At 65.8% G+C, this 16,646-nt stretch carries 19 protein-coding genes, 1 tRNA gene and 1 other RNA gene; 6 read left to right on the plus strand and 15 right to left on the minus strand.

Annotated features, from left to right (window positions below; genetic code table 11):
• The 7 genes from fabF to ACFPME_RS13680 form a co-directional block, all read right to left on the minus strand.
• Window positions 1-1,239 carry a beta-ketoacyl-ACP synthase II gene (fabF, locus tag ACFPME_RS13650; protein ID WP_377306206.1) on the minus strand — a complete coding sequence of 413 codons (1,239 nt, stop codon included), beginning with the start codon at window positions 1,237-1,239 and terminating at the stop codon, window positions 1-3.
• Window positions 1,240-1,516: 277 nt separating this feature from the next.
• Complete coding sequence (gene acpP / locus ACFPME_RS13655; RefSeq protein ID WP_007805185.1) at window positions 1,517-1,756, minus strand: acyl carrier protein; 240 nt, start codon at window positions 1,754-1,756, stop codon at window positions 1,517-1,519.
• Between the two features lie 197 nt (window positions 1,757-1,953).
• Complete coding sequence (gene fabG / locus ACFPME_RS13660; protein ID WP_377306207.1) at window positions 1,954-2,697, minus strand: 3-oxoacyl-ACP reductase FabG; 744 nt, start codon at window positions 2,695-2,697, stop codon at window positions 1,954-1,956.
• Between the two features lie 39 nt (window positions 2,698-2,736).
• Window positions 2,737-3,696, minus strand: a complete 960-nt coding sequence (fabD, locus tag ACFPME_RS13665) for an ACP S-malonyltransferase (RefSeq protein ID WP_377306208.1) — start codon at window positions 3,694-3,696, stop codon at window positions 2,737-2,739.
• 112 nt (window positions 3,697-3,808) lie between these two features.
• The gene (locus ACFPME_RS13670; RefSeq protein ID WP_377306209.1) at window positions 3,809-4,783 is read right to left on the minus strand and encodes a beta-ketoacyl-ACP synthase III; all 975 of its coding nucleotides are present in this window, start codon (window positions 4,781-4,783) and stop codon (window positions 3,809-3,811) included.
• 131 nt (window positions 4,784-4,914) lie between these two features.
• Window positions 4,915-5,109 carry a 50S ribosomal protein L32 gene (gene rpmF / locus ACFPME_RS13675; protein WP_377306210.1) on the minus strand — a complete coding sequence of 65 codons (195 nt, stop codon included), beginning with the start codon at window positions 5,107-5,109 and terminating at the stop codon, window positions 4,915-4,917.
• Between the two features lie 83 nt (window positions 5,110-5,192).
• On the minus strand, window positions 5,193-5,672 hold the full coding sequence (locus ACFPME_RS13680) for a YceD family protein (RefSeq protein ID WP_377306785.1): 480 nt from the start codon (window positions 5,670-5,672) through the stop codon (window positions 5,193-5,195).
• 171 nt (window positions 5,673-5,843) lie between these two features.
• Here ACFPME_RS13680 and ACFPME_RS13685 point away from each other — a divergent pair, with 171 nt between their 5' ends.
• From ACFPME_RS13685 to ACFPME_RS13710, 6 genes are all read left to right on the plus strand, one after another.
• Complete coding sequence (locus tag ACFPME_RS13685) at window positions 5,844-6,299, plus strand: hypothetical protein (protein WP_377306211.1); 456 nt, start codon at window positions 5,844-5,846, stop codon at window positions 6,297-6,299.
• On the plus strand, window positions 6,296-6,892 hold the full coding sequence (locus tag ACFPME_RS13690; RefSeq protein WP_377306212.1) for a Maf family protein: 597 nt from the start codon (window positions 6,296-6,298) through the stop codon (window positions 6,890-6,892). The genes ACFPME_RS13685 and ACFPME_RS13690 overlap by 4 nt, the downstream gene beginning before the upstream one ends.
• An 86-nt stretch (window positions 6,893-6,978) precedes the next feature.
• Complete coding sequence (locus ACFPME_RS13695; protein WP_377306213.1) at window positions 6,979-7,911, plus strand: AAA family ATPase; 933 nt, start codon at window positions 6,979-6,981, stop codon at window positions 7,909-7,911.
• Window positions 7,911-8,864: a DUF58 domain-containing protein gene (locus ACFPME_RS13700; RefSeq protein WP_377306214.1), complete on the plus strand. Its 954-nt coding sequence runs from the start codon at window positions 7,911-7,913 to the stop codon at window positions 8,862-8,864. Before ACFPME_RS13695 ends, ACFPME_RS13700 begins: the two co-directional genes overlap by 1 nt.
• Window positions 8,861-10,843: a transglutaminase TgpA family protein gene (locus tag ACFPME_RS13705; protein WP_377306215.1), complete on the plus strand. Its 1,983-nt coding sequence runs from the start codon at window positions 8,861-8,863 to the stop codon at window positions 10,841-10,843. Before ACFPME_RS13700 ends, ACFPME_RS13705 begins: the two co-directional genes overlap by 4 nt.
• Before the next feature lie 45 nt (window positions 10,844-10,888).
• Window positions 10,889-11,491, plus strand: coding sequence for a Slp family lipoprotein (locus ACFPME_RS13710; protein WP_377306216.1), 603 nt, complete (start codon window positions 10,889-10,891; stop codon window positions 11,489-11,491).
• A gap of 64 nt (window positions 11,492-11,555) precedes the next feature.
• Here ACFPME_RS13710 and ACFPME_RS13715 read toward each other — a convergent pair whose 3' ends face one another.
• The 8 genes from ACFPME_RS13715 to ACFPME_RS13750 form a co-directional block, all read right to left on the minus strand.
• Window positions 11,556-11,900 (minus strand): histidine triad nucleotide-binding protein, encoded by a 345-nt coding sequence (locus ACFPME_RS13715; protein ID WP_377306217.1) that lies wholly within the window; start codon window positions 11,898-11,900, stop codon window positions 11,556-11,558.
• A gap of 18 nt (window positions 11,901-11,918) precedes the next feature.
• Complete coding sequence (recR, locus tag ACFPME_RS13720) at window positions 11,919-12,518, minus strand: recombination mediator RecR (protein WP_377306218.1); 600 nt, start codon at window positions 12,516-12,518, stop codon at window positions 11,919-11,921.
• A gap of 132 nt (window positions 12,519-12,650) precedes the next feature.
• Window positions 12,651-12,974 (minus strand): YbaB/EbfC family nucleoid-associated protein, encoded by a 324-nt coding sequence (locus ACFPME_RS13725; protein WP_377306219.1) that lies wholly within the window; start codon window positions 12,972-12,974, stop codon window positions 12,651-12,653.
• Complete coding sequence (gene dnaX, locus ACFPME_RS13730; RefSeq protein WP_377306220.1) at window positions 12,974-14,662, minus strand: DNA polymerase III subunit gamma/tau; 1,689 nt, start codon at window positions 14,660-14,662, stop codon at window positions 12,974-12,976. The genes ACFPME_RS13725 and dnaX overlap by 1 nt, the downstream gene beginning before the upstream one ends.
• A gap of 95 nt (window positions 14,663-14,757) precedes the next feature.
• Window positions 14,758-14,854, minus strand: an RNA gene (ffs, locus tag ACFPME_RS13735) — signal recognition particle sRNA small type.
• Window positions 14,855-14,935: 81 nt separating this feature from the next.
• Window positions 14,936-15,025 (minus strand) — tRNA-Ser (locus ACFPME_RS13740).
• A 94-nt stretch (window positions 15,026-15,119) separates the two neighbouring features.
• A complete protein-coding gene (locus ACFPME_RS13745; protein ID WP_377306221.1) occupies window positions 15,120-15,878 on the minus strand; it encodes an MBL fold metallo-hydrolase in 759 nt (252 codons plus the stop codon).
• Complete coding sequence (locus tag ACFPME_RS13750) at window positions 15,875-16,606, minus strand: 3-deoxy-D-manno-octulosonic acid kinase (protein ID WP_377306222.1); 732 nt, start codon at window positions 16,604-16,606, stop codon at window positions 15,875-15,877. Before ACFPME_RS13750 ends, ACFPME_RS13745 begins: the two co-directional genes overlap by 4 nt.
• Between the last annotated feature and the right edge of the window lie 40 nt (window positions 16,607-16,646).

Below are 16,646 nucleotides of genomic sequence, written 5' to 3' on the forward strand. Positions count from 1 at the left end.
TCAGACGCGGCGGAATGCCAGCGTGCCGTTGGTGCCGCCAAAGCCGAACGAGTTGGAAATCGCCACATCGACCTTTGCTTCGCGTGCAGTGTGCGGCACGAAGTCCAGGTCGCAGCCTTCGCTCGGCTCGTCCAGGTTGATCGTTGGTGGCAACACCTGATCGCGCAGTGCGAGGATGGTGAAGATGGCCTCGACGCCGCCGGCCGCACCCAGCAGGTGTCCGGTGGTCGACTTGGTCGAGCTCATTGCCAGCTTGTAGGCGTGATCGCCGAAGATCTTCTTCGCCGCCATCACCTCGCCCAGGTCGCCGAGCGGGGTGGATGTGCCATGCGCGTTGACGTACTGCACCTCGGCAGGCGCAAGCTGGGCGTCGTTGAGTGCGCTCTGCATGCAGCGCGCCGCGCCCTCGCCGCCCTCGCTGGGCGCGGTCATGTGAAACGCATCGCCGCTCATGCCGAAGCCGGCCAGCTCGGCGTAGATGCGGGCGCCGCGCGCCTTGGCATGCTCGTACTCTTCCAGCATCAGCACGCCCGCACCATCGGACAGCACGAAGCCGTCGCGATCCTTGTCCCACGGACGGCTGGCCCTGGCCGGGTCGTCGTTGCGGGTCGACATCGCCTTGGCCGAGCAGAAGCCGGCCATCGCGGTGCCGGTGGTGGCGAACTCGGTACCCCCGGCGATCATCGCATCCGCATCGCCGTACTGGATCATGCGCATCGCCAGGCCGATGTTGTGGGTGGCTGTGGTGCAGGCGGTGACGCAGGCGATATTCGGTCCCTTCAGACCGAACATGATCGACAGCTGGCCAGAAACCATGTTGATGATCGAGCTGGGCACGTAGAACGGCGAAACCCTGCGCGGGCCTTTCGCCGCCAGCTCCAGCGTGGTGGCTTCGATCGTGTACAGACCGCCGATGCCGGCGCCGACCGCCACGCCGATGCGCGGGGCGTTTGCCTCGGTCACTTCCAGTCCCGAATCCCGCAACGCCTGGGTACCCGCTGCCACGCCGTAGTGGATGAACGGGTCCATCTTCTTGACGTCCTTGACCGGCATCCATTCGGCCGGATCGAAGCCGCTGACCTGACCGGCGATGCGCGTGGAATAGGCGGAAGTATCGAAATGGGTGACCGGACCGATCCCGCTGACGCCCTTGAGGACACGCTCCCAGGCGGTGGCGATATCGTTGCCGACCGGCGAGATGATGCCCATGCCGGTCACTACTACTCGACGCTTGCTCATGCTGTCTTCCTTACGTGGTTCCGTCAAACCATCGGCGAATGCTTCGCGATGCCGGCCATCGATGCGCATCCCGATGTGACGGCAGGCATCGACCGCACCATACGGGGTCGGACGTTACAAAATGCAGAAACGAAAACTGCGCCGGAAAGGCGCAGCGTTCGAAATCATTCCGTCGACGGACTGGCCAGTGGCTGGATGCCCGTCCGGTATGCGGCGAATCATGCCGGATCAGTCGATGCCGTGCCGATCAACCTGCGATCGGCCCGCACCAGCCCGGTCAATCCTTGGAGTGGGCCTTGATGTAGTCGACGGCCTGCTGCACGGTGGTGATCTTCTCGGCATCTTCGTCCGGAATCTCCGTCTCGAACTCTTCCTCGAGCGCCATCACCAGTTCCACTGTGTCCAGCGAATCTGCGCCCAGATCGTCCACGAACGAAGCGTTCGCCGTGACTTCATCCTCTTTCACGCCCAACTGCTCGATGACGATTTTCTTTACGCGCTCTTCGATGGTGCTCATGTTGCCCATACCTCTCAAGGAGTAATTAGTTGTCTGTGCCGGCGTAATGCCTGCAAAAGGCCGGCGCATTGTAGTGGCTAAACCGCGAGGCCGCCACGATCCGCCGGTGATACCCGGGCGCAGCCCCTGGTGGACCGGCGCGAAAACGCAATTGTCGCCTAAAACGCGTCCGCTGGCGACAACTGCCGCTGCACCGCCTACGGCATGTACATGCCGCCATTGACATGCAGGGTTTCGCCGGTGATGTATGCCGCCGCCGGTGAAGCCAGGAAACCGACCGCCTTGGCGATATCGGACACCTCGCCAAGCCGCCCCAGCGCGATCTGACCGAGCAGCGCCTGTTTCGACTCTTCCGGCAGCGAGCGGGTCATGTCCGTGTCGATGAAGCCCGGCGCCACCACGTTGACGGTGATGCCGCGACTGCCGATCTCGCGTGCCAGCGACTTGGAGAAGGCGATGACGCCCGCCTTGGCCGCCGCGTAGTTGGCCTGGCCCGGGTTGCCGGTGAGGCCGATCACTGAAGCGATCGATATGATGCGCCCCTTGCGTGCCTTCATCATGCCGCGCATGACCGCCTTGGAGGTGCGATAGACCGAGCTGAGGTTGGTGTCGAGAATGATGTTCCAGTCTTCCTCACGCATCCGCATAAGCAACTGGTCGCGGGTGATGCCGGCGTTGTTGACCAGGATCGAGATCGCGCCGAACTCCTTGCCGATGCCGTCGATCAGGGCTTCGACGGCGGCCCCATCCGTGACATCCAGCACGCGGCCATGGCCGCTGTGCGCGGCCAGCCGCTCGCCGATGGCGGCCGCGCCGCTCTCGCTGGTCGCCGTGCCGATCACGGTGGCGCCCATCGTTGCCAGCTCATCGGCAATCGCCGCACCAATACCGCGGCTGGCGCCGGTAACCAGCGCGATTTCACCCTGCAATGTGTGGCTCATGAATTGTTCCTCGGTAATTCGTCAATCGGGAAAGCACGCTCACGCCCATTCGGCACGTGCGGCTTCCAGGTCGGTCGGCATGCCGATCGCACGCGCCTCGATGGTCTTGTCAATGCGCTTGATCAAGCCGGTCAGGACTTTGCCCGGGCCGCACTCGGCCACCCGCACGGCGCCGCCAGCGGCCAGCGCCTGCACGCATTCCGCCCAGCGCACCGGCAAATACAGCTGACGCTGCAAGGCAGCGCGGATGTCATCGACGCTGTCGTAACTACGGGCCTCGGCGTTCTGTATTACCGGCATGGACGGTAGCTGCCAACTGATACTCGCCATGCGTCCACCCAGTTCGTCGGCGGCCCCGCGCATCAGCGCGCAATGCGAAGGCACCGACACGGCCAGCTTGATCGCCTTCTTCACGCCCAGTTCGGCGAGCCTGCTCAGCGCGCGATCCACCGCGTCGGCGTCGCCGGCGATCACCAGCTGGCCGGGCGAATTGAAGTTGGCCGGGGACACCACCTGCCCTTGTGCCACTTCCTCGCACACGGCGGCGATCTGCGCATCGTCGCCACCGAGGATCGCGGCCATCGCGCCGACACCAGCCGGCACGGCCGCCTGCATCAGCCGGCCGCGCTCGGCCACCAGTGCCGCCGCGTCATGCAGCGACAGCGCTCCGGCGCAGACCAGGGCGCTGTACTCGCCCAGGCTGTGGCCGGACAACTGCGCCGGCTGCGCACCGCCCAGCTTCTGCCACACCCGCCACACCGCCACGCTCGCCGCCAGCAGCGCCGGCTGGGTGTTTTCGGTGCGATTGAGTTCTTCTTCCTGCCCTGGTGCGGTCAGACCCCACAAGTCGATACCGGCACCCTGCGAGGCCTCCTCGAACGTCGCCTGCACTTCGGCGTGCGCGACAGCCAGTTCGGCCAGCATGCCGACCGACTGCGAGCCTTGGCCGGGGAAAACGAACGCGAGGTCTTGAGCGAGGCGATACGCGGTGGTGTTCATTAGGTTTTCTTCCGGATCGAAAAGAAACGAAGAGCAGGCCCGTCTAACTCCCCACGCTCGGGACATCAGAGAGCCAGGGACGCGACGCCCTTCCAGGTTCCGACTGAAAAAATCAGTAGCGGAGCAGCGCCGACGCCCAGGTGAAGCCGCCGCCGAACGCCTCGAGCAGCAGGGTCTGGCCGCGCTGCACCTTGCCCGAACGTACCGCATAGTCGAGCGCCAGCGGGACCGAGCCGGACGAGGTATTCGCATGCTTGTCGACAGTCACCACAACGCGATCCATCGACATCTTGAGCCGCTTGGCGGTTGCCTCGATGATGCGCAGGTTCGCCTGGTGCGGGATCAACCAGTCGATGTCCGACTCGACCATGCCGGCGGCCTGCAGGGTTTCCTCGACCAGCGAGTCGAGCGTCTTCACGGCCACCTTGAAAACCTCGCGGCCGGACATGTTGATGCGGACGCCGTGATTGGGCTCATCCTTGAATCCGACCGAGACGCCGACCGGGTTGTACAGCAGGTGCTTGTAGCCGCCATCGGCATGCAGGCAGGTCGCGTAGATGCCGGGCTCGTTGCTGGCTTCCAGCACGACGGCACCGGCGCCATCACCGAACAGCACGCAGCTCTCGCGTTCGGTCCAGTCGACCATGCGGGTCAGTGTTTCGGCGCCGATCACCAGCACCTTCTTGGACTGCCCGCTGCGAATGAACTTGTCGGCGATACCCAATGCATAGACGAAACCCGAACACGCTGCGTTGACGTCGAACGCGGCGCAGCCGTTCGCGCCGAGGCGATGCTGAACCAGGCAGGCGGTGGACGGAAAAATGATGTCCGGCGTGGTCGTGCCGAGAATGATCAGATCGAGTTCGGAGGCTTTGACGCCGGCAGCTTCGAGCGCGCGTTGCGCCGCGAGAAATGCCAGATCGCCGGTGGTCTCGCCATCGGCGGCAATATGGCGCTGTCGGATACCGGTACGGGTGCGGATCCATTCGTCGCTGGTGTCGACGATCTTCTCCAGATCGGCATTGGTGACGATGCGCTCGGGCAGTGCGCTGCCGGTGGCGATGATGCGGGCATAGATCTGGGCCATTCAACTATCCATCAGCGAAAACAGTGGCTCAGGCGGCGGTCGCTATTCCGGCGCCCTGAACGCAAAACGGCGCGTCGCCGCGCCGTCTCGCTTGATCACCTTCCGGGATCCGTGGGGATCCGCGGACCGGATCAATCCTCGACCGACACCGCACCCTTGGTCTCGATCACTTTCTTGCCGCGATAATAGCCATCCTTGGTGACGTGATGGCGCAGATGCACTTCGCCACTGGTCGGATCGGTGGACAGCTGCACGGTCTGCAGTGCGTCGTGCGAACGACGCATGCCGCGGGTGGACGGGGTACGGCGGCTCTTGGCAACTGCCATGGTAATTCTCCAACGGAAACTTGATGATTGAAACTGGATGACCTGGTGCGACATGACCCGGATCGGACGATCCAGGCCGGTGGTTACTTCTTCAGCTCGCGCAACACCGCGAACGGACTTTCGGAACGCCCCTCGCCGACAGAATCATCTTCCGGCTCCTGGCCTGTCACTTCGTCGGGCAGGCTGCTGTCCGGATTGATCGGAACCAGCGGCAGCGCCAACAGCAATTCGTCTTCAATCACATCCGCCGGATTCAATCGGCCATCCTCGGCCACCAGCAGCGGCTCGCAATCGGGCGGCAAGCCGGCCTCATCGCGCTCCAGTTTGATCAGGCCGAGCCGGGTGCTCACGGCGACCGGCAACACAAACGGCTCCAGCGTGCGCTGGCAGACCACGCTCAACGAGGCCTGCGCGCGCACATCGACGTAGCTGATGCCAAGGCTGTCGCGCCCGAAATCCAGCTCGAACTTCACCCCGCCATCGGTGCTCGCCAGCACCTCGCACAGGCGTGACATGGCCGCGATGGGTAGCGTTCCCTCGAACGAACGCCGCGCCGAGACCATGCGCCAAGCGTCCACGGACTCTGGCAGTGTCACGGACATAATCGCGAAATGTTAGGTTCGAAGCCATCTGAAGTCAACTACCACGACACCGCAGCAACCCGAGCCCGCCCATTTTGCCTGATCCGGCCCCGATACGGCAGACTGGTTCCCTTCGCTGCCTGAGCCGCTCCCGTGAACTCCTATCTGACGCTCGGTACCGCCGTGCTGCTGGCGCTGCTGATTGCCCTCGCGGCCACCGCCCTGCTGCTGCGCCGACGCCAGCTCCAGCGCGGCAGCAGCCTCCGGACCCTGCTCGACCTGGCCGATCGGCTGGAGGCCGACCTCAAGACCTGCCGGTCCGGCCTGCAACAGGCGCACGCGGTGATGTCGCTCAACCCCGACCTGCCCGCTGCCAGCGAACAGGATGCACAGCACGCCATCGATGCCGGTCTGCGCGCACTGCTGCAACAACGGCTGTGGATCCGCGATCGTTCGCCGCAGGCCAGCCAGCAGGAGCTGGACGAAGCCGCCAGCTCGATGCGCAGCACGCGCGACCGCCTGCAACCCCTGTTGCAGGCGCTCAACCAGGCTCAGCGCGACCTCAACAGCGCCATGCGCGAACACATCCGGCGCGAATCGGACACATGATTTCGACCAGCGTGCAACCCCGGATCGTGCTGGGCTCGACCTCGCGTTACCGCGCCGAGTTGCTGCGCCGGCTGGTTCCGGATTTCGAGCAATGCGCGCCGGGCACCGACGAAACGCCGCGGGCCGGTGAGGCTCCTGCCGAGCGCGCCCTGCGCCTGGCCATCGCCAAGGCCGCAGCGGCTGCCCGCGGGCAGCACAACAGCTTGATCATCGGTTCCGATCAGGTGGCCGAGCTGGACGGACAGGTGCTCGACAAACCCGGCACCGCCGAACGCGCGTGCGCGCAGCTCCGTGCCAGCTCCGGCCGCGAGGTGCATTTTCATACGGCGTTGTGCCTGCTCGATACCCGCGACGGCCACCAACATGCTCATGTCGACCATACAAGGGTGCGCTTTCGTGAACTGGCCGCGCCGGAAATCGCCCGGTATATCGAACGCGAGCGGCCGCTCGACTGTGCCGGCAGCTTCAAATGCGAGGGCCTCGGCATCAGCCTGTTCGAGTCGATCGACAATCGCGATCCCAGTGCGCTGATCGGGTTGCCGCTGATTGCGCTGGCGCGAATGCTGCGCGATGCGGGCATCGTGTTGCCGTAAGCGTTCAAGGCGCACAGTGCCAGTTACACTGGCTCGACGCGGGCGAACCAGTGCGCGTCTTGTCCATCTTGCGAAGAATCCGCCCCATGTCCCACCCCCACGATGGTTCCCTGCAGCAACGCCTTGATGCCGCGATGGCACAGGTCAATCGCGTCCTGCTGGGCAAGCCGCGGCAGGTGAAGCTGGCGTTCACCTGCCTGATCGCGGGTGGTCATCTGCTGCTGGAGGACGTGCCCGGCGTGGGCAAGACCACGCTGGCGCACGCACTGGCGTCCACCTTCGCGCTGGAGTTCCAGCGCGTGCAGTTCACCAGTGACCTGCTGCCGTCGGACATCATCGGGGTCAGCGTGTACGAGCGCGAGACCGGCCAGTTCCGTTTCCATCCGGGCCCGATCTTCACTGGCCTGCTGCTGGCGGACGAAATCAATCGTGCCAGCCCCAAAACACAGAGCGCGCTGCTGGAGGCGATGGCCGAAGATCAGGTCACCGTGGACGGCCAGACCCATGCGCTGGTGCAGCCCTTTTTTGTCGTGGCGACGCAGAACCCGCTCGACCTCAACGGCACCTTCCCGCTGCCTGATTCGCAGCTCGACCGCTTCATGCTGCGGCTGTCGCTGGACTATCCCGACGCAGACGCCGAGCGCGCCCTGCTCACCGGCAGCGACCGCCGGGATCTGCTGGCGCAACTCACGCCGCAGCTCGACGGGGTCTCGCTGACCGCACTGAACCGCCAGGCGCAGACGGTCACGGCGAGCCCCGCGCTGCTCGACTATCTGCAGGCCCTGCTCGCCGCCAGCCGTCACCATGCGGACATCCGCGTAGGGCTGTCGCCGCGCGCCGGGCTCGCCCTGCTCGGAGCCGCGCGCGCGTGGGCGTTGCTCAGCGGTCGCAGGCATGTGCTGCCTGAGGACATCCAGGCCTTGTTCGTACCGCTGGCGGCGCACCGTCTGCTGGCCGCACGCGGCGCCAATGGCGACACCCTGGCGCGACAGCTGCTCGCCGAGGTGGCGGTGGATTGATGCGCGAGCTGCTTCAGCATGTCCAGCGTTGGGCCGAGCGCCAACTGCCTGCGCTTACCCGTTACCGTCGCCGCGAAAGTCTTCCGATCGAACTGCATCGGCGGCGCATCTATATCGTGCCGAGCGGTTTCGGCATCGGCTTTTCGGTGTTGCTGACGGTCATGCTGGTAGGTGCGCTGAACTATGCGAACAACGCTGCCCTGCTGCTGACCTGCCTGCTCGGCGCGTCCAGCACGGCGAGCATGCTGGTGGCATTTCGCAGTCTCGACGGGTTGCGCCTGAGCCGCATTCGGGCGGGACACGCCGTTGCCGGCCAGCCTGTCGAACTCACCCTGGCATTTGATTCCAGCCGCCTGCGCAATGCCATCCGGCTCGATCTGGGAGACAGCAGCGTCGCCTTTGCGACCGAAGCCCGCGCCACCACCCAGATCAAGCTGACGCTGCCGACCTCGCGGCGCGGTTGGCTGGCTTTGCCGCGCCTGCGCGTATGGAGCAGCTGGCCATTGGGTTTGTTCCGCGCGTGGAGCTGGCTGCATCCCGATCATTCGGTGCTGGTGTGGCCGCGGCCGGAACTTTCGGGCCCCTCGCCCGTTGCGCCCGCCGATGATGCGCGCCACATGCGGCTGCATCGCGGCGATGAACTGGCGGCACTGCGGGACTACCGCGCCGGCGATCCACAGCGGCATATCGCGTGGAAAGCCAGCGCCCGCCAGGATCACTTGCTGGTGAAGGATTTCGAGCAGCCGCAAAGCCGTCCGCAATGGCAGCTGGACTGGCGTCAACTGGGCGGCCTGGACAGCGAAGCCCGCATCGCCCGGCTCGCGCGCTGGCTGGACGAAGCGCAGGCCCAGCGCTGCAGCTACAGCCTGTGGCTGCCCGGCCATGAGATCGCCGGCGGCAGCGGCCCCCTCCACTACGCGCGCTGCATGAACGCGCTGGCACAACTGCCATGAGCCCGCAGCCGCCCGGAAAGAAGGCAGCGCAGCCGTCGATCGACGCCCGGGCTTTCGATCTGCTGAGCCTGACCATGGCGTTCGTGCTCGGGTTGCACGCCATGCACCTGCCGTGGTGGCTCGACGTCGCGCTAGCCTCGATACTCGGCTGGCGCTGGTGGCAGCGACGCCAGCGTTCCGGCCGCGTACCGCGCTGGCTCAAGCTGCCGCTGCTGGCCTTGCTGACGCTGGCGGTGATCGCCCAATACGGCGGGATTTTCGGACGCGAGCCCGGCGCGGCGCTGGCGGTCGGCCTGCTGGTCCTGAAACTGCTGGAAACCGAAACCGCTCGCGACGTTCGCGTCGGCATCAGCTTCGCCTGTTTCGCGCTGATGACGGCCCTGTTGTTCGATCAGGGACTGGTGTCCACCACCGTCGTGGCCTTGGGCTTGCTGCCAGCGCTGGCCACCTTGCGCGCGCTGGAACCGGGGCAGCGGCCAGCCAGCCTGCCGCGCACCCTGCTGCCCGCGCTGGCGCTGTCGACCGCGGCTCTGCCGCTGGCCTTGCTGTCGTTCTTGCTGGTACCCCGACTGGACTCTCCGCTATGGGGAGCCCCCTCGCAGGCTCAGGCGCGCACCGGTCTGAGCGAAAGCATGTCGCCGGGCAATTTCACCGACCTGCTCACCGACGACCATCCGGCCATGCGGGTCAGCTTTGAGGGCCTACCGCCACCGGCGGACCTGCGTTACTTCCGCGCCTATGTGATGTGGAACTACGACGGCCGCAGCTGGCGCTACATCGACCCCGGCCAAGGGGGGGCGCGCGCGCCAGTGCCGATCGAGGTCGACGCGTCGATCCAGTACCAGATCAGTCTGCAACCTACGCAACAACGCGTGCTGCCCACCCTGGATGTGCCGCTGCAGGCGCCCGCGCAGGCCCGCCTGCAGCCTGATCGCGAGGTAATGGCCGACAAGCCGGTGAGCGATCAGCTCAGCTATCAACTGCGCTCGGCATGGCGATACCGGCTGCAGCCGACACTGGACGAGCGTTCGCTGCGACTGGGCCTGCGCCTGCCTGCCGGTTTCAATCCACGCACGCTCGCGCTGGCGGCGCAATGGCGCGAGCGTTATGGCGACGACCGTGCCGCCATCGTCCGAGCCGCGCTCAACCTGTTTCATGACGGTGGTTTCCGTTACACGCTGGCGCCGGCGCCGCTGGGCCGGGACGCGGTGGACGATTTCCTGTTCGCTACCCACGAAGGCTTCTGTGAACACTATTCCTCGGCCTTCACCGTGCTGATGCGCGCAGCCGGCATCCCGGCACGGGTGGTCACCGGCTACCAGGGCGGCTACTGGAACAAATACGGCAACTATCTGCTGGTGCGCTATTCCGATGCGCATGCGTGGAGCGAAGTGTGGCTGGCTGGCCGCGGATGGGTGCGCATTGACCCCACCGGCGCGGTCCGCCCCGAGCGCGTGTCGCTGGGCGCCGCTGCGGCGGCGGGAGATCAGCTGGCCTGGTACCGCAACGACTGGTTGCAGGGCTTGCGCAATCGCTGGGACATCGTCAACCGCTGGTGGGACAAAGGCGTTATCGGCTTTGATGCGCTACGTCAGCGCGGGCTGCTGACGCCGTTCGGCATAGGCGAGGCCGACACGGCGATATTGGGCATGCTGCTGGCGATCACCAGCGTGCTGTTCATCGCGATCGGGTTGGCGTGGGCCTTGTTGCGGCGACAGCCGCGCGATCCCTTGCGCGAGGCGTTGCGCGACCTGGAACGGAAACTGGCCCGCAAGGGCATTGCGCGACGGCCGGCAGAAGGTCCGCAGCACTATATGCGTCGCGCCGCGCGAGCCTTGCCGGGGCAACGCGACGAGTTGGTGAAATTGATGAACAGCTACCTGGAGCTGCGTTACGCCCACGCCGAACCGCCGCCTGAACTCCGGTACGCCTTTCAGCGTGCCGTGCGGGATTTCCGGGTCGTCAACGTGGTCAAATAAGAGCCGACGTGACGGCGTTGCCGTCGCCCATGATGGAGATATCCCATGTCCCTGCACCGCCCACTCACGCTCGCTGCCGCACTCGCCTTGCTGGCCGGCTGCGCGACGATTCCCAAGCCGCTGGAAGGCAACTACAGCAACGTCTCGACAACCAGCGCCCAGCAAGGCGGCGCGGGCGGCACGCGCGTGCGCTGGGGTGGCGAAATCATCAAGACCGAGCCTGGTCCCCAGCAAACGTGCTTCTATCTGCTCTCACGACCGCTGGACAGCCAGGCACGTCCGAAGCTTGGCAATACCGGCGAGAACCAGGGTCGCTTCGTGGCCTGCCGCGACGGCTTCTACGATCCGGAAGTTTTCGTCCGCGGTCGCGAGCTGACCGTCACCGGCACCCTGCACGGCACGGTGTCGCAGAAGGTCGGCGACTACGACTACGCCTATCCCCGCGTGGAAGCCGATGTCGTCTACCTGTGGCCAAAACGCCCCATCATCGTGGACTACCCGCCGGGCTTCTACGATCCGTTCTGGGGCCCGGGATTCGGGCCGTACTGGGGTGGCCCCGGCTACTGGGGTGGCCCCGGCTACTGGGGTGGCCCGCGCAGGGTGATCATCGTGCGCCCGCCGCCGCCACCGCCGGCACCGAAGAAGTAGTTCCCATGAAAACGCCGGCATCGTCGCCGGCGTTTTTCATTCTGCGCAGGTGAGGTTGTTCCGCTCAGCCCGGCGGCCAGTGCAGGCGGCGTCCCGCCAGCAGATGCACATGGAGGTGAAACACGGTCTGGCCGCCATCCTCGTTGCAGTTGATCACCGTACGATAACCCTGCTCGGCAAACCCCTCCCGCTTCGCGTACTCGGCAGCCCCCAGCAGCAGCTTGCCGAGCAGCGCGGCATCGCCCGGGGCCGCATCGTTGAGCGTCGCCAAGGGCCGCTTCGGAACGAACAGCACATGCACGGGCGCCTGCGGATTGAGATCGCGGAACGCCAGCACGTCGGCGTTCTCGTAGACGATATCGGCAGGGATTTCGCGGCGGATTATCTTGCCGAAGATGGTGTCATTCATGGCCACTCCCGTGATGGATCAATCAAGCAACTGGCGGCTGCCGAACGCATGCGCCAGGGTGCCGCGATCGACGTATTCAAGCTCGCCGCCCAACGGCACGCCGTGAGCCAATCGGGTCGGCCGCACCCCACCGGCACGCGCCAGCTGCGCCAGATAGTGCGCCGTCGCCTCGCCTTCCACGGTGGGGTTGGTGGCGATGATCAGCTCCTCGATCTCGCCTTCGCCCAGGCGCTGGGTCAACTGCGCCAGCCCCAGTTCCTCCGGCCCCAGACCATCCAGCGGCGACAAGCGCCCCATCAGCACGAAATACTGGCCGCGGTAGCCGGTGGCCTGCTCGATGGCCGCCAGGTCGGTCGGCGATTCCACCACGCACAGCACCTGGCGTTCGCGGCTGGAACTGGAGCACAGCGAGCACAACGGTTCTTCGCTGAAATTGCGGCATCGGCTGCAATGGCCGATGCGCCGCATCGCCTGCTCCATCACGGCAGCCAGCTTCAGTCCGCGCTCCCGCTCGCGCTCCAGCAAATGGAAGGCCATCCGCTGTGCACTCTTGCCGCCCACGCCAGGCAGGCAGCGCAGCGCTTCGATGAGTTCGGCGAGCAACGGCGAGCCGCTCATCGAACACCCGGGTTTCGGAAGACGGAAAGCGGGATTCGTGAAACCGGCCTCGGGCACGACATGCTCTTGATCTCCCGCATCGCGAATCCCGCCTCCCGGCTTTCAACAGACGAATGTCCGGTCATCCCGGTCTCAAAACGGCATCTTGAAACCAGCCGGCAGATTCATCCCGGCGGTAACGCCACCGAGCTTGCCCTTGCTGACTTCCGCCACCTTGTTCACCGCATCGTTGACCGCAGCGGCGACCAGGTCCTCGGCCATCTCCGGGTCGTCGGCAAACGTCTGCCGGTCGATCTGCACGCGACGCACTTCGTGCGCGCCGGTCATCACCACGCTGACGAGGCCGCCGCCGGCACTGCCGGTGACTTCGAGTTTGGCGATCTCTTCCTGCGCACGCTTCATGTCCTCCTGCATGCGCTGTGCCTGCTGCATCAGCTGACCAATCTGTCCTCTCATCACGCGGCTCCGGATTCGTTGTCAAAGGGTTTGATGGATTGGGGCACGACCCGCGCGCCGAACTCGCGCTTCAGGGACTGCACCAGCGGATCGCTCTCGATCGACTGCTCGGCGCCGGCCTGGGCCGCGTCACGAGCCTGCGCCGCCCGCGCCGCCGGGGTCTGCGTGACCGCGCCGAGGCTGCCGTTGATGAAGCGCAGGCGGATGCGTTCGCCCAGGGCATGGCCGATGCGCTCCTCCATCTGGCTCACCATCGGCTCGACCGCCAGACTCATGTGCGCCGGCTGCAGCGCGAGCACCAGGGTCTGGCCGTCGCGCTCGCGCAAAACGGCATTCTGCGCTAGCAGGCCGAATGGACCACGCAGGCCGGCACGCTCGATCAGCGCCTCCCAGTCCGGCAGGCCGTTGACACCCTGCGCCACAGGGGCAACGATGGCGGGCGCTGGGGTTGGGGCGTCCGCCTTGGGAGGGGACGGGGAGCCCGGTTTCCGCTCCGGCACCACGGCGGATCGACCCGCGGCTGCCGTGGCGGAACGCGATGGCACGGCCGGCGTCTGAACCCCCGCGGCAGGAACACCGCCCCGCGCGTCCGCTGCGGCATCACCCGGACGGAACGCCAGCATGCGCAGCAGCGCCATTTCGAAGCCGGTGCGCGCATCCGGTGCCAGCGCCAGATCGCGCCGGCCCGAAGTGGCGATCTGGTAATAGAGCTGCACGTCTTCGGCCGTCATTCCTTCGGCCAGTGCGGTCAGCGCGTTGTCATGGTCGCTGTCTTCCTCCGGCCGATAGCCGGGAATCAGCTGGATCAACTGCAGCCGGTGCAACACGCTGGCGATGTCATCCAGTACGCCACCGAAGTCCGGCGAGTACGAGGCGATCTGCGTGCATTCGGCCAGCAGCCGTTCGCCATCGCCGGCGGCGAGTGCGTCGAGCACGCCCAGCACCTGTCCGCGCGCTACGCTGCCCAGCATGGTGCGCACGTCGTCGGCGTGCAGCGCGCCGCCACCGTAGGCAATTGCCTGATCGAGCAGCGACAGCCCGTCGCGCAACGAACCATCGGCAGCGCGGGCGAGTTCACCGATGGCGCCGTCTTCGTAGGCGATGTTTTCCGCAGCGAGGATGTGCCGCATCTGACCGGAAATCTGGTCCGGCAGCAGGCGCTTCAGATTGAACTTCAGGCAGCGCGACAGCACCGTCACCGGCAGCTTCTGCGGATCGGTGGTGGCCAGCAGGAACTTCACGTGCGGCGGCGGTTCTTCCAGCGTCTTCAGCAGCGCGTTGAACGCGTTCTTCGACAACATGTGCACCTCGTCGACCAGGTACACCTTGAAGCGCCCCCGCGACGGCGCGTACTGCGCGTTCTCGATCACTTCGCGCACATCGTCCACGCCGGTGTTGCTGGCCGCGTCGATCTCCAGCAGATCGACGAAGCGCCCTTCGTCCACCGCCGTGCACACCGAGCACTCGCCGCAAGGATCGGCCGATTGGCCGCGTTCGCAGTTCAGCGACTTGGCGAAGATGCGCGCGATGGTGGTCTTGCCGACGCCACGGGTGCCGGTGAACAGGTAGGCGTGGTGCATGCGCCCGGTCTCGAGCGCATTGGTGAGCGCGCGCACCACGTGTTCCTGCCCGACCAGCTCGGCGAACTTGCGCGGACGCCACTTGCGGGCGAGTACCTGATAAGACATGCCTGACTACCTTGGGGCGAAGGATGATTGTGCCAAGTCGGCGGGGGTAAGTCAGTAAACGGAGAGGGGGAATCGGCCACCCGAAATGGCGGCGGCCCCGCCAGCCACACCCCGGCACCCGAATCATTCGCTACCGTTGCTTCCTTCCGGACCTGGCGGAGTTTGCGAACTATCGTCGCGGGGGGACCGACGGGGCCACCATGGACGTCAAGCAGTCATTGCTTGCTGGTTTTGCTGTTGCGCCAGCTGAAGCTGTCGCACTTGCTCAGAAACTGGCGGAGAGAGCGGGATTCGAACCCGCGATACGTTTTACCGTATACACACTTTCCAGGCGTGCTCCTTCAACCACTCGGACACCTCTCCGCAATGCAACCCTCTTCGTCGGCCAGACAGCCTTTCGAAGAGTCGACAAGAATAGCGGCAGGGCACCCTCGCAGGCAAGCGAGCACGCGCGGGTTCAGCCTGCATCGGCCCGAGGCTTCGCCGGGACTGGCAAGGCCGCGCGCTCACCTCGACCGGCGACACGGTAGCCGCGCGAAGCCAGCACGGCAGCATCCGCGGCACTGCCGTAGTGATAGAGCAGCAACTGCCGGCGCAACGTATCGGGATACTCGCGCTCGAGATCCTCGACGCCGGTGTGGGACGGATTGCCGACCAGACTGCAGTCGTGCGCAATCACCTCGTCGCCGCCGGTGCGGTGCGCCAGCACTTCCGGAATCGGACGGGTGTCACCCGTGTAGACGAAGCTGCCTTCCAAGGCCAGCCCATAGGACGTGCCTGGAACATGGTGGCGCGTCGCGAACACGTCGAACCAGAGTCCGTCCAGCCAGAAACCGCGCGTGAACGGCAGCAACCGGAACGCCTCCCAGTAGTTGACGCCGCCTTCGGCCAGCGCGCCAGGGTAGTCGGCCACCCTCGCCTGCAACCATGGGACGAGGGCGGCGTGGACGAATACCTTCGTCTGGCCACGCAGGACCGGATCGAACCACAGCCTGATGAACAACCGCTCCAGCCCGGCCACATGGTCCATGTGCGTGTGCGTGATGAACAACGCACGCGGCGGCGCGCCGTAGGCCGCCATGTAGCGATCCAGCGTATCGGCGCCGCAATCGATCAGCAGCACCGGCTCGTCATCGCGTTCCAGCACCACCGCGGAGGAGCCCAGCTCCACCGCATGTGCAGCGCCCACGCCCAGGAAATGCAGATGCCAGTTCATGCGTTCAAGGTCCGCTGATAGCGATAGAGCAGAGGTTGCCAGATGGTTTTCTCGAACGCGGCCGCATCGGGGTGGGCAGCACCGAGCTTGAGCAGCGAACGGCGCAGACGTTGCAGATTGGCTTGCTGCCACGCGGGCGCTGGCGGCCGCAGGCGGCCGCGATCGAAGTCGATCAGGTACAGCTCGCCCGACGCCACCAATACGTTGTGCGCGTTCAGATCCGCATGCCAGATGCCGGCGCGGTGAAAACGCGCGACCAGCGCCCCGGCTTCTTCGGCCAGTTCGCCATCCAGTCGTCCACCTGCCAGGCATTCGGCCAGCGTCGATGCGTTGGCGATACGGCGCGTGATCAGTTCGGCGCTGTAGAACAGACCATGCCGGCGATAGCGTGCCGCCACCACGGCCGGTGCCGGCAGACCCAGCCGGGTGATCTCGGCCAGCAGGCGAAACTCGGCAAAGGGACGGGTCCGGTCCGCGCCGGTCCACAGGTATCGATCGCCCATCAGCTTCGCGATCAGGCCGCCCCTGTGGTAGTGCCGCAACACGCATTCGCCGATGGGCGTGACGATGATCGCCACGCCGCCGCGGCCGCCGGCCTGCGTGCGCAGCGCATTCCGCTCGCGCCAGTACGCCGGCGCAAACCATTCGTGCCCGACTTGTGCCGACAACTCGGCGTCGAACAGAATCGCGCCTTCGGCATCCTTGTGGGTTCGTTCCTGCATCATCATGCCCGGTGACTGTCCCCGATTCTAACCCAGGCCCCATGAC

Origin of the sequence: Rhodanobacter umsongensis, from assembly GCF_042654965.1 — a bacterium.
In the GTDB taxonomy this organism is placed as follows: domain Bacteria; phylum Pseudomonadota; class Gammaproteobacteria; order Xanthomonadales; family Rhodanobacteraceae; genus Rhodanobacter; species Rhodanobacter umsongensis.

What these genes read in the sequence shown, in the direction of transcription:
- ACFPME_RS13705 (WP_377306215.1), top strand. Translation starts at nt 8,861, where the DNA reads ATGAGCCCGCAGCCGCCCGGAAAGAAGGCAGCGCAGCCGTCGATCGAC.
- ACFPME_RS13690 (WP_377306212.1), top strand. Translation starts at nt 6,296, where the DNA reads ATGATTTCGACCAGCGTGCAACCCCGGATCGTGCTGGGCTCGACCTCG.
- dnaX (WP_377306220.1), bottom strand. Translation starts at nt 14,662, where the DNA reads ATGTCTTATCAGGTACTCGCCCGCAAGTGGCGTCCGCGCAAGTTCGCC.
- ACFPME_RS13750 (WP_377306222.1), bottom strand. Translation starts at nt 16,606, where the DNA reads ATGATGATGCAGGAACGAACCCACAAGGATGCCGAAGGCGCGATTCTG.
- ACFPME_RS13725 (WP_377306219.1), bottom strand. Translation starts at nt 12,974, where the DNA reads ATGAGAGGACAGATTGGTCAGCTGATGCAGCAGGCACAGCGCATGCAG.
- ACFPME_RS13695 (WP_377306213.1), top strand. Translation starts at nt 6,979, where the DNA reads ATGTCCCACCCCCACGATGGTTCCCTGCAGCAACGCCTTGATGCCGCG.
- acpP (WP_007805185.1), bottom strand. Translation starts at nt 1,756, where the DNA reads ATGAGCACCATCGAAGAGCGCGTAAAGAAAATCGTCATCGAGCAGTTG.
- recR (WP_377306218.1), bottom strand. Translation starts at nt 12,518, where the DNA reads ATGAGCGGCTCGCCGTTGCTCGCCGAACTCATCGAAGCGCTGCGCTGC.
- ACFPME_RS13710 (WP_377306216.1), top strand. Translation starts at nt 10,889, where the DNA reads ATGTCCCTGCACCGCCCACTCACGCTCGCTGCCGCACTCGCCTTGCTG.
- ACFPME_RS13715 (WP_377306217.1), bottom strand. Translation starts at nt 11,900, where the DNA reads ATGAATGACACCATCTTCGGCAAGATAATCCGCCGCGAAATCCCTGCC.
- fabG (WP_377306207.1), bottom strand. Translation starts at nt 2,697, where the DNA reads ATGAGCCACACATTGCAGGGTGAAATCGCGCTGGTTACCGGCGCCAGC.
- fabF (WP_377306206.1), bottom strand. Translation starts at nt 1,239, where the DNA reads ATGAGCAAGCGTCGAGTAGTAGTGACCGGCATGGGCATCATCTCGCCG.
- ACFPME_RS13745 (WP_377306221.1), bottom strand. Translation starts at nt 15,878, where the DNA reads ATGAACTGGCATCTGCATTTCCTGGGCGTGGGCGCTGCACATGCGGTG.
- rpmF (WP_377306210.1), bottom strand. Translation starts at nt 5,109, where the DNA reads ATGGCAGTTGCCAAGAGCCGCCGTACCCCGTCCACCCGCGGCATGCGT.
- ACFPME_RS13680 (WP_377306785.1), bottom strand. Translation starts at nt 5,672, where the DNA reads ATGGTCTCGGCGCGGCGTTCGTTCGAGGGAACGCTACCCATCGCGGCC.
- fabD (WP_377306208.1), bottom strand. Translation starts at nt 3,696, where the DNA reads ATGAACACCACCGCGTATCGCCTCGCTCAAGACCTCGCGTTCGTTTTC.
- ACFPME_RS13670 (WP_377306209.1), bottom strand. Translation starts at nt 4,783, where the DNA reads ATGGCCCAGATCTATGCCCGCATCATCGCCACCGGCAGCGCACTGCCC.
- ACFPME_RS13700 (WP_377306214.1), top strand. Translation starts at nt 7,911, where the DNA reads ATGCGCGAGCTGCTTCAGCATGTCCAGCGTTGGGCCGAGCGCCAACTG.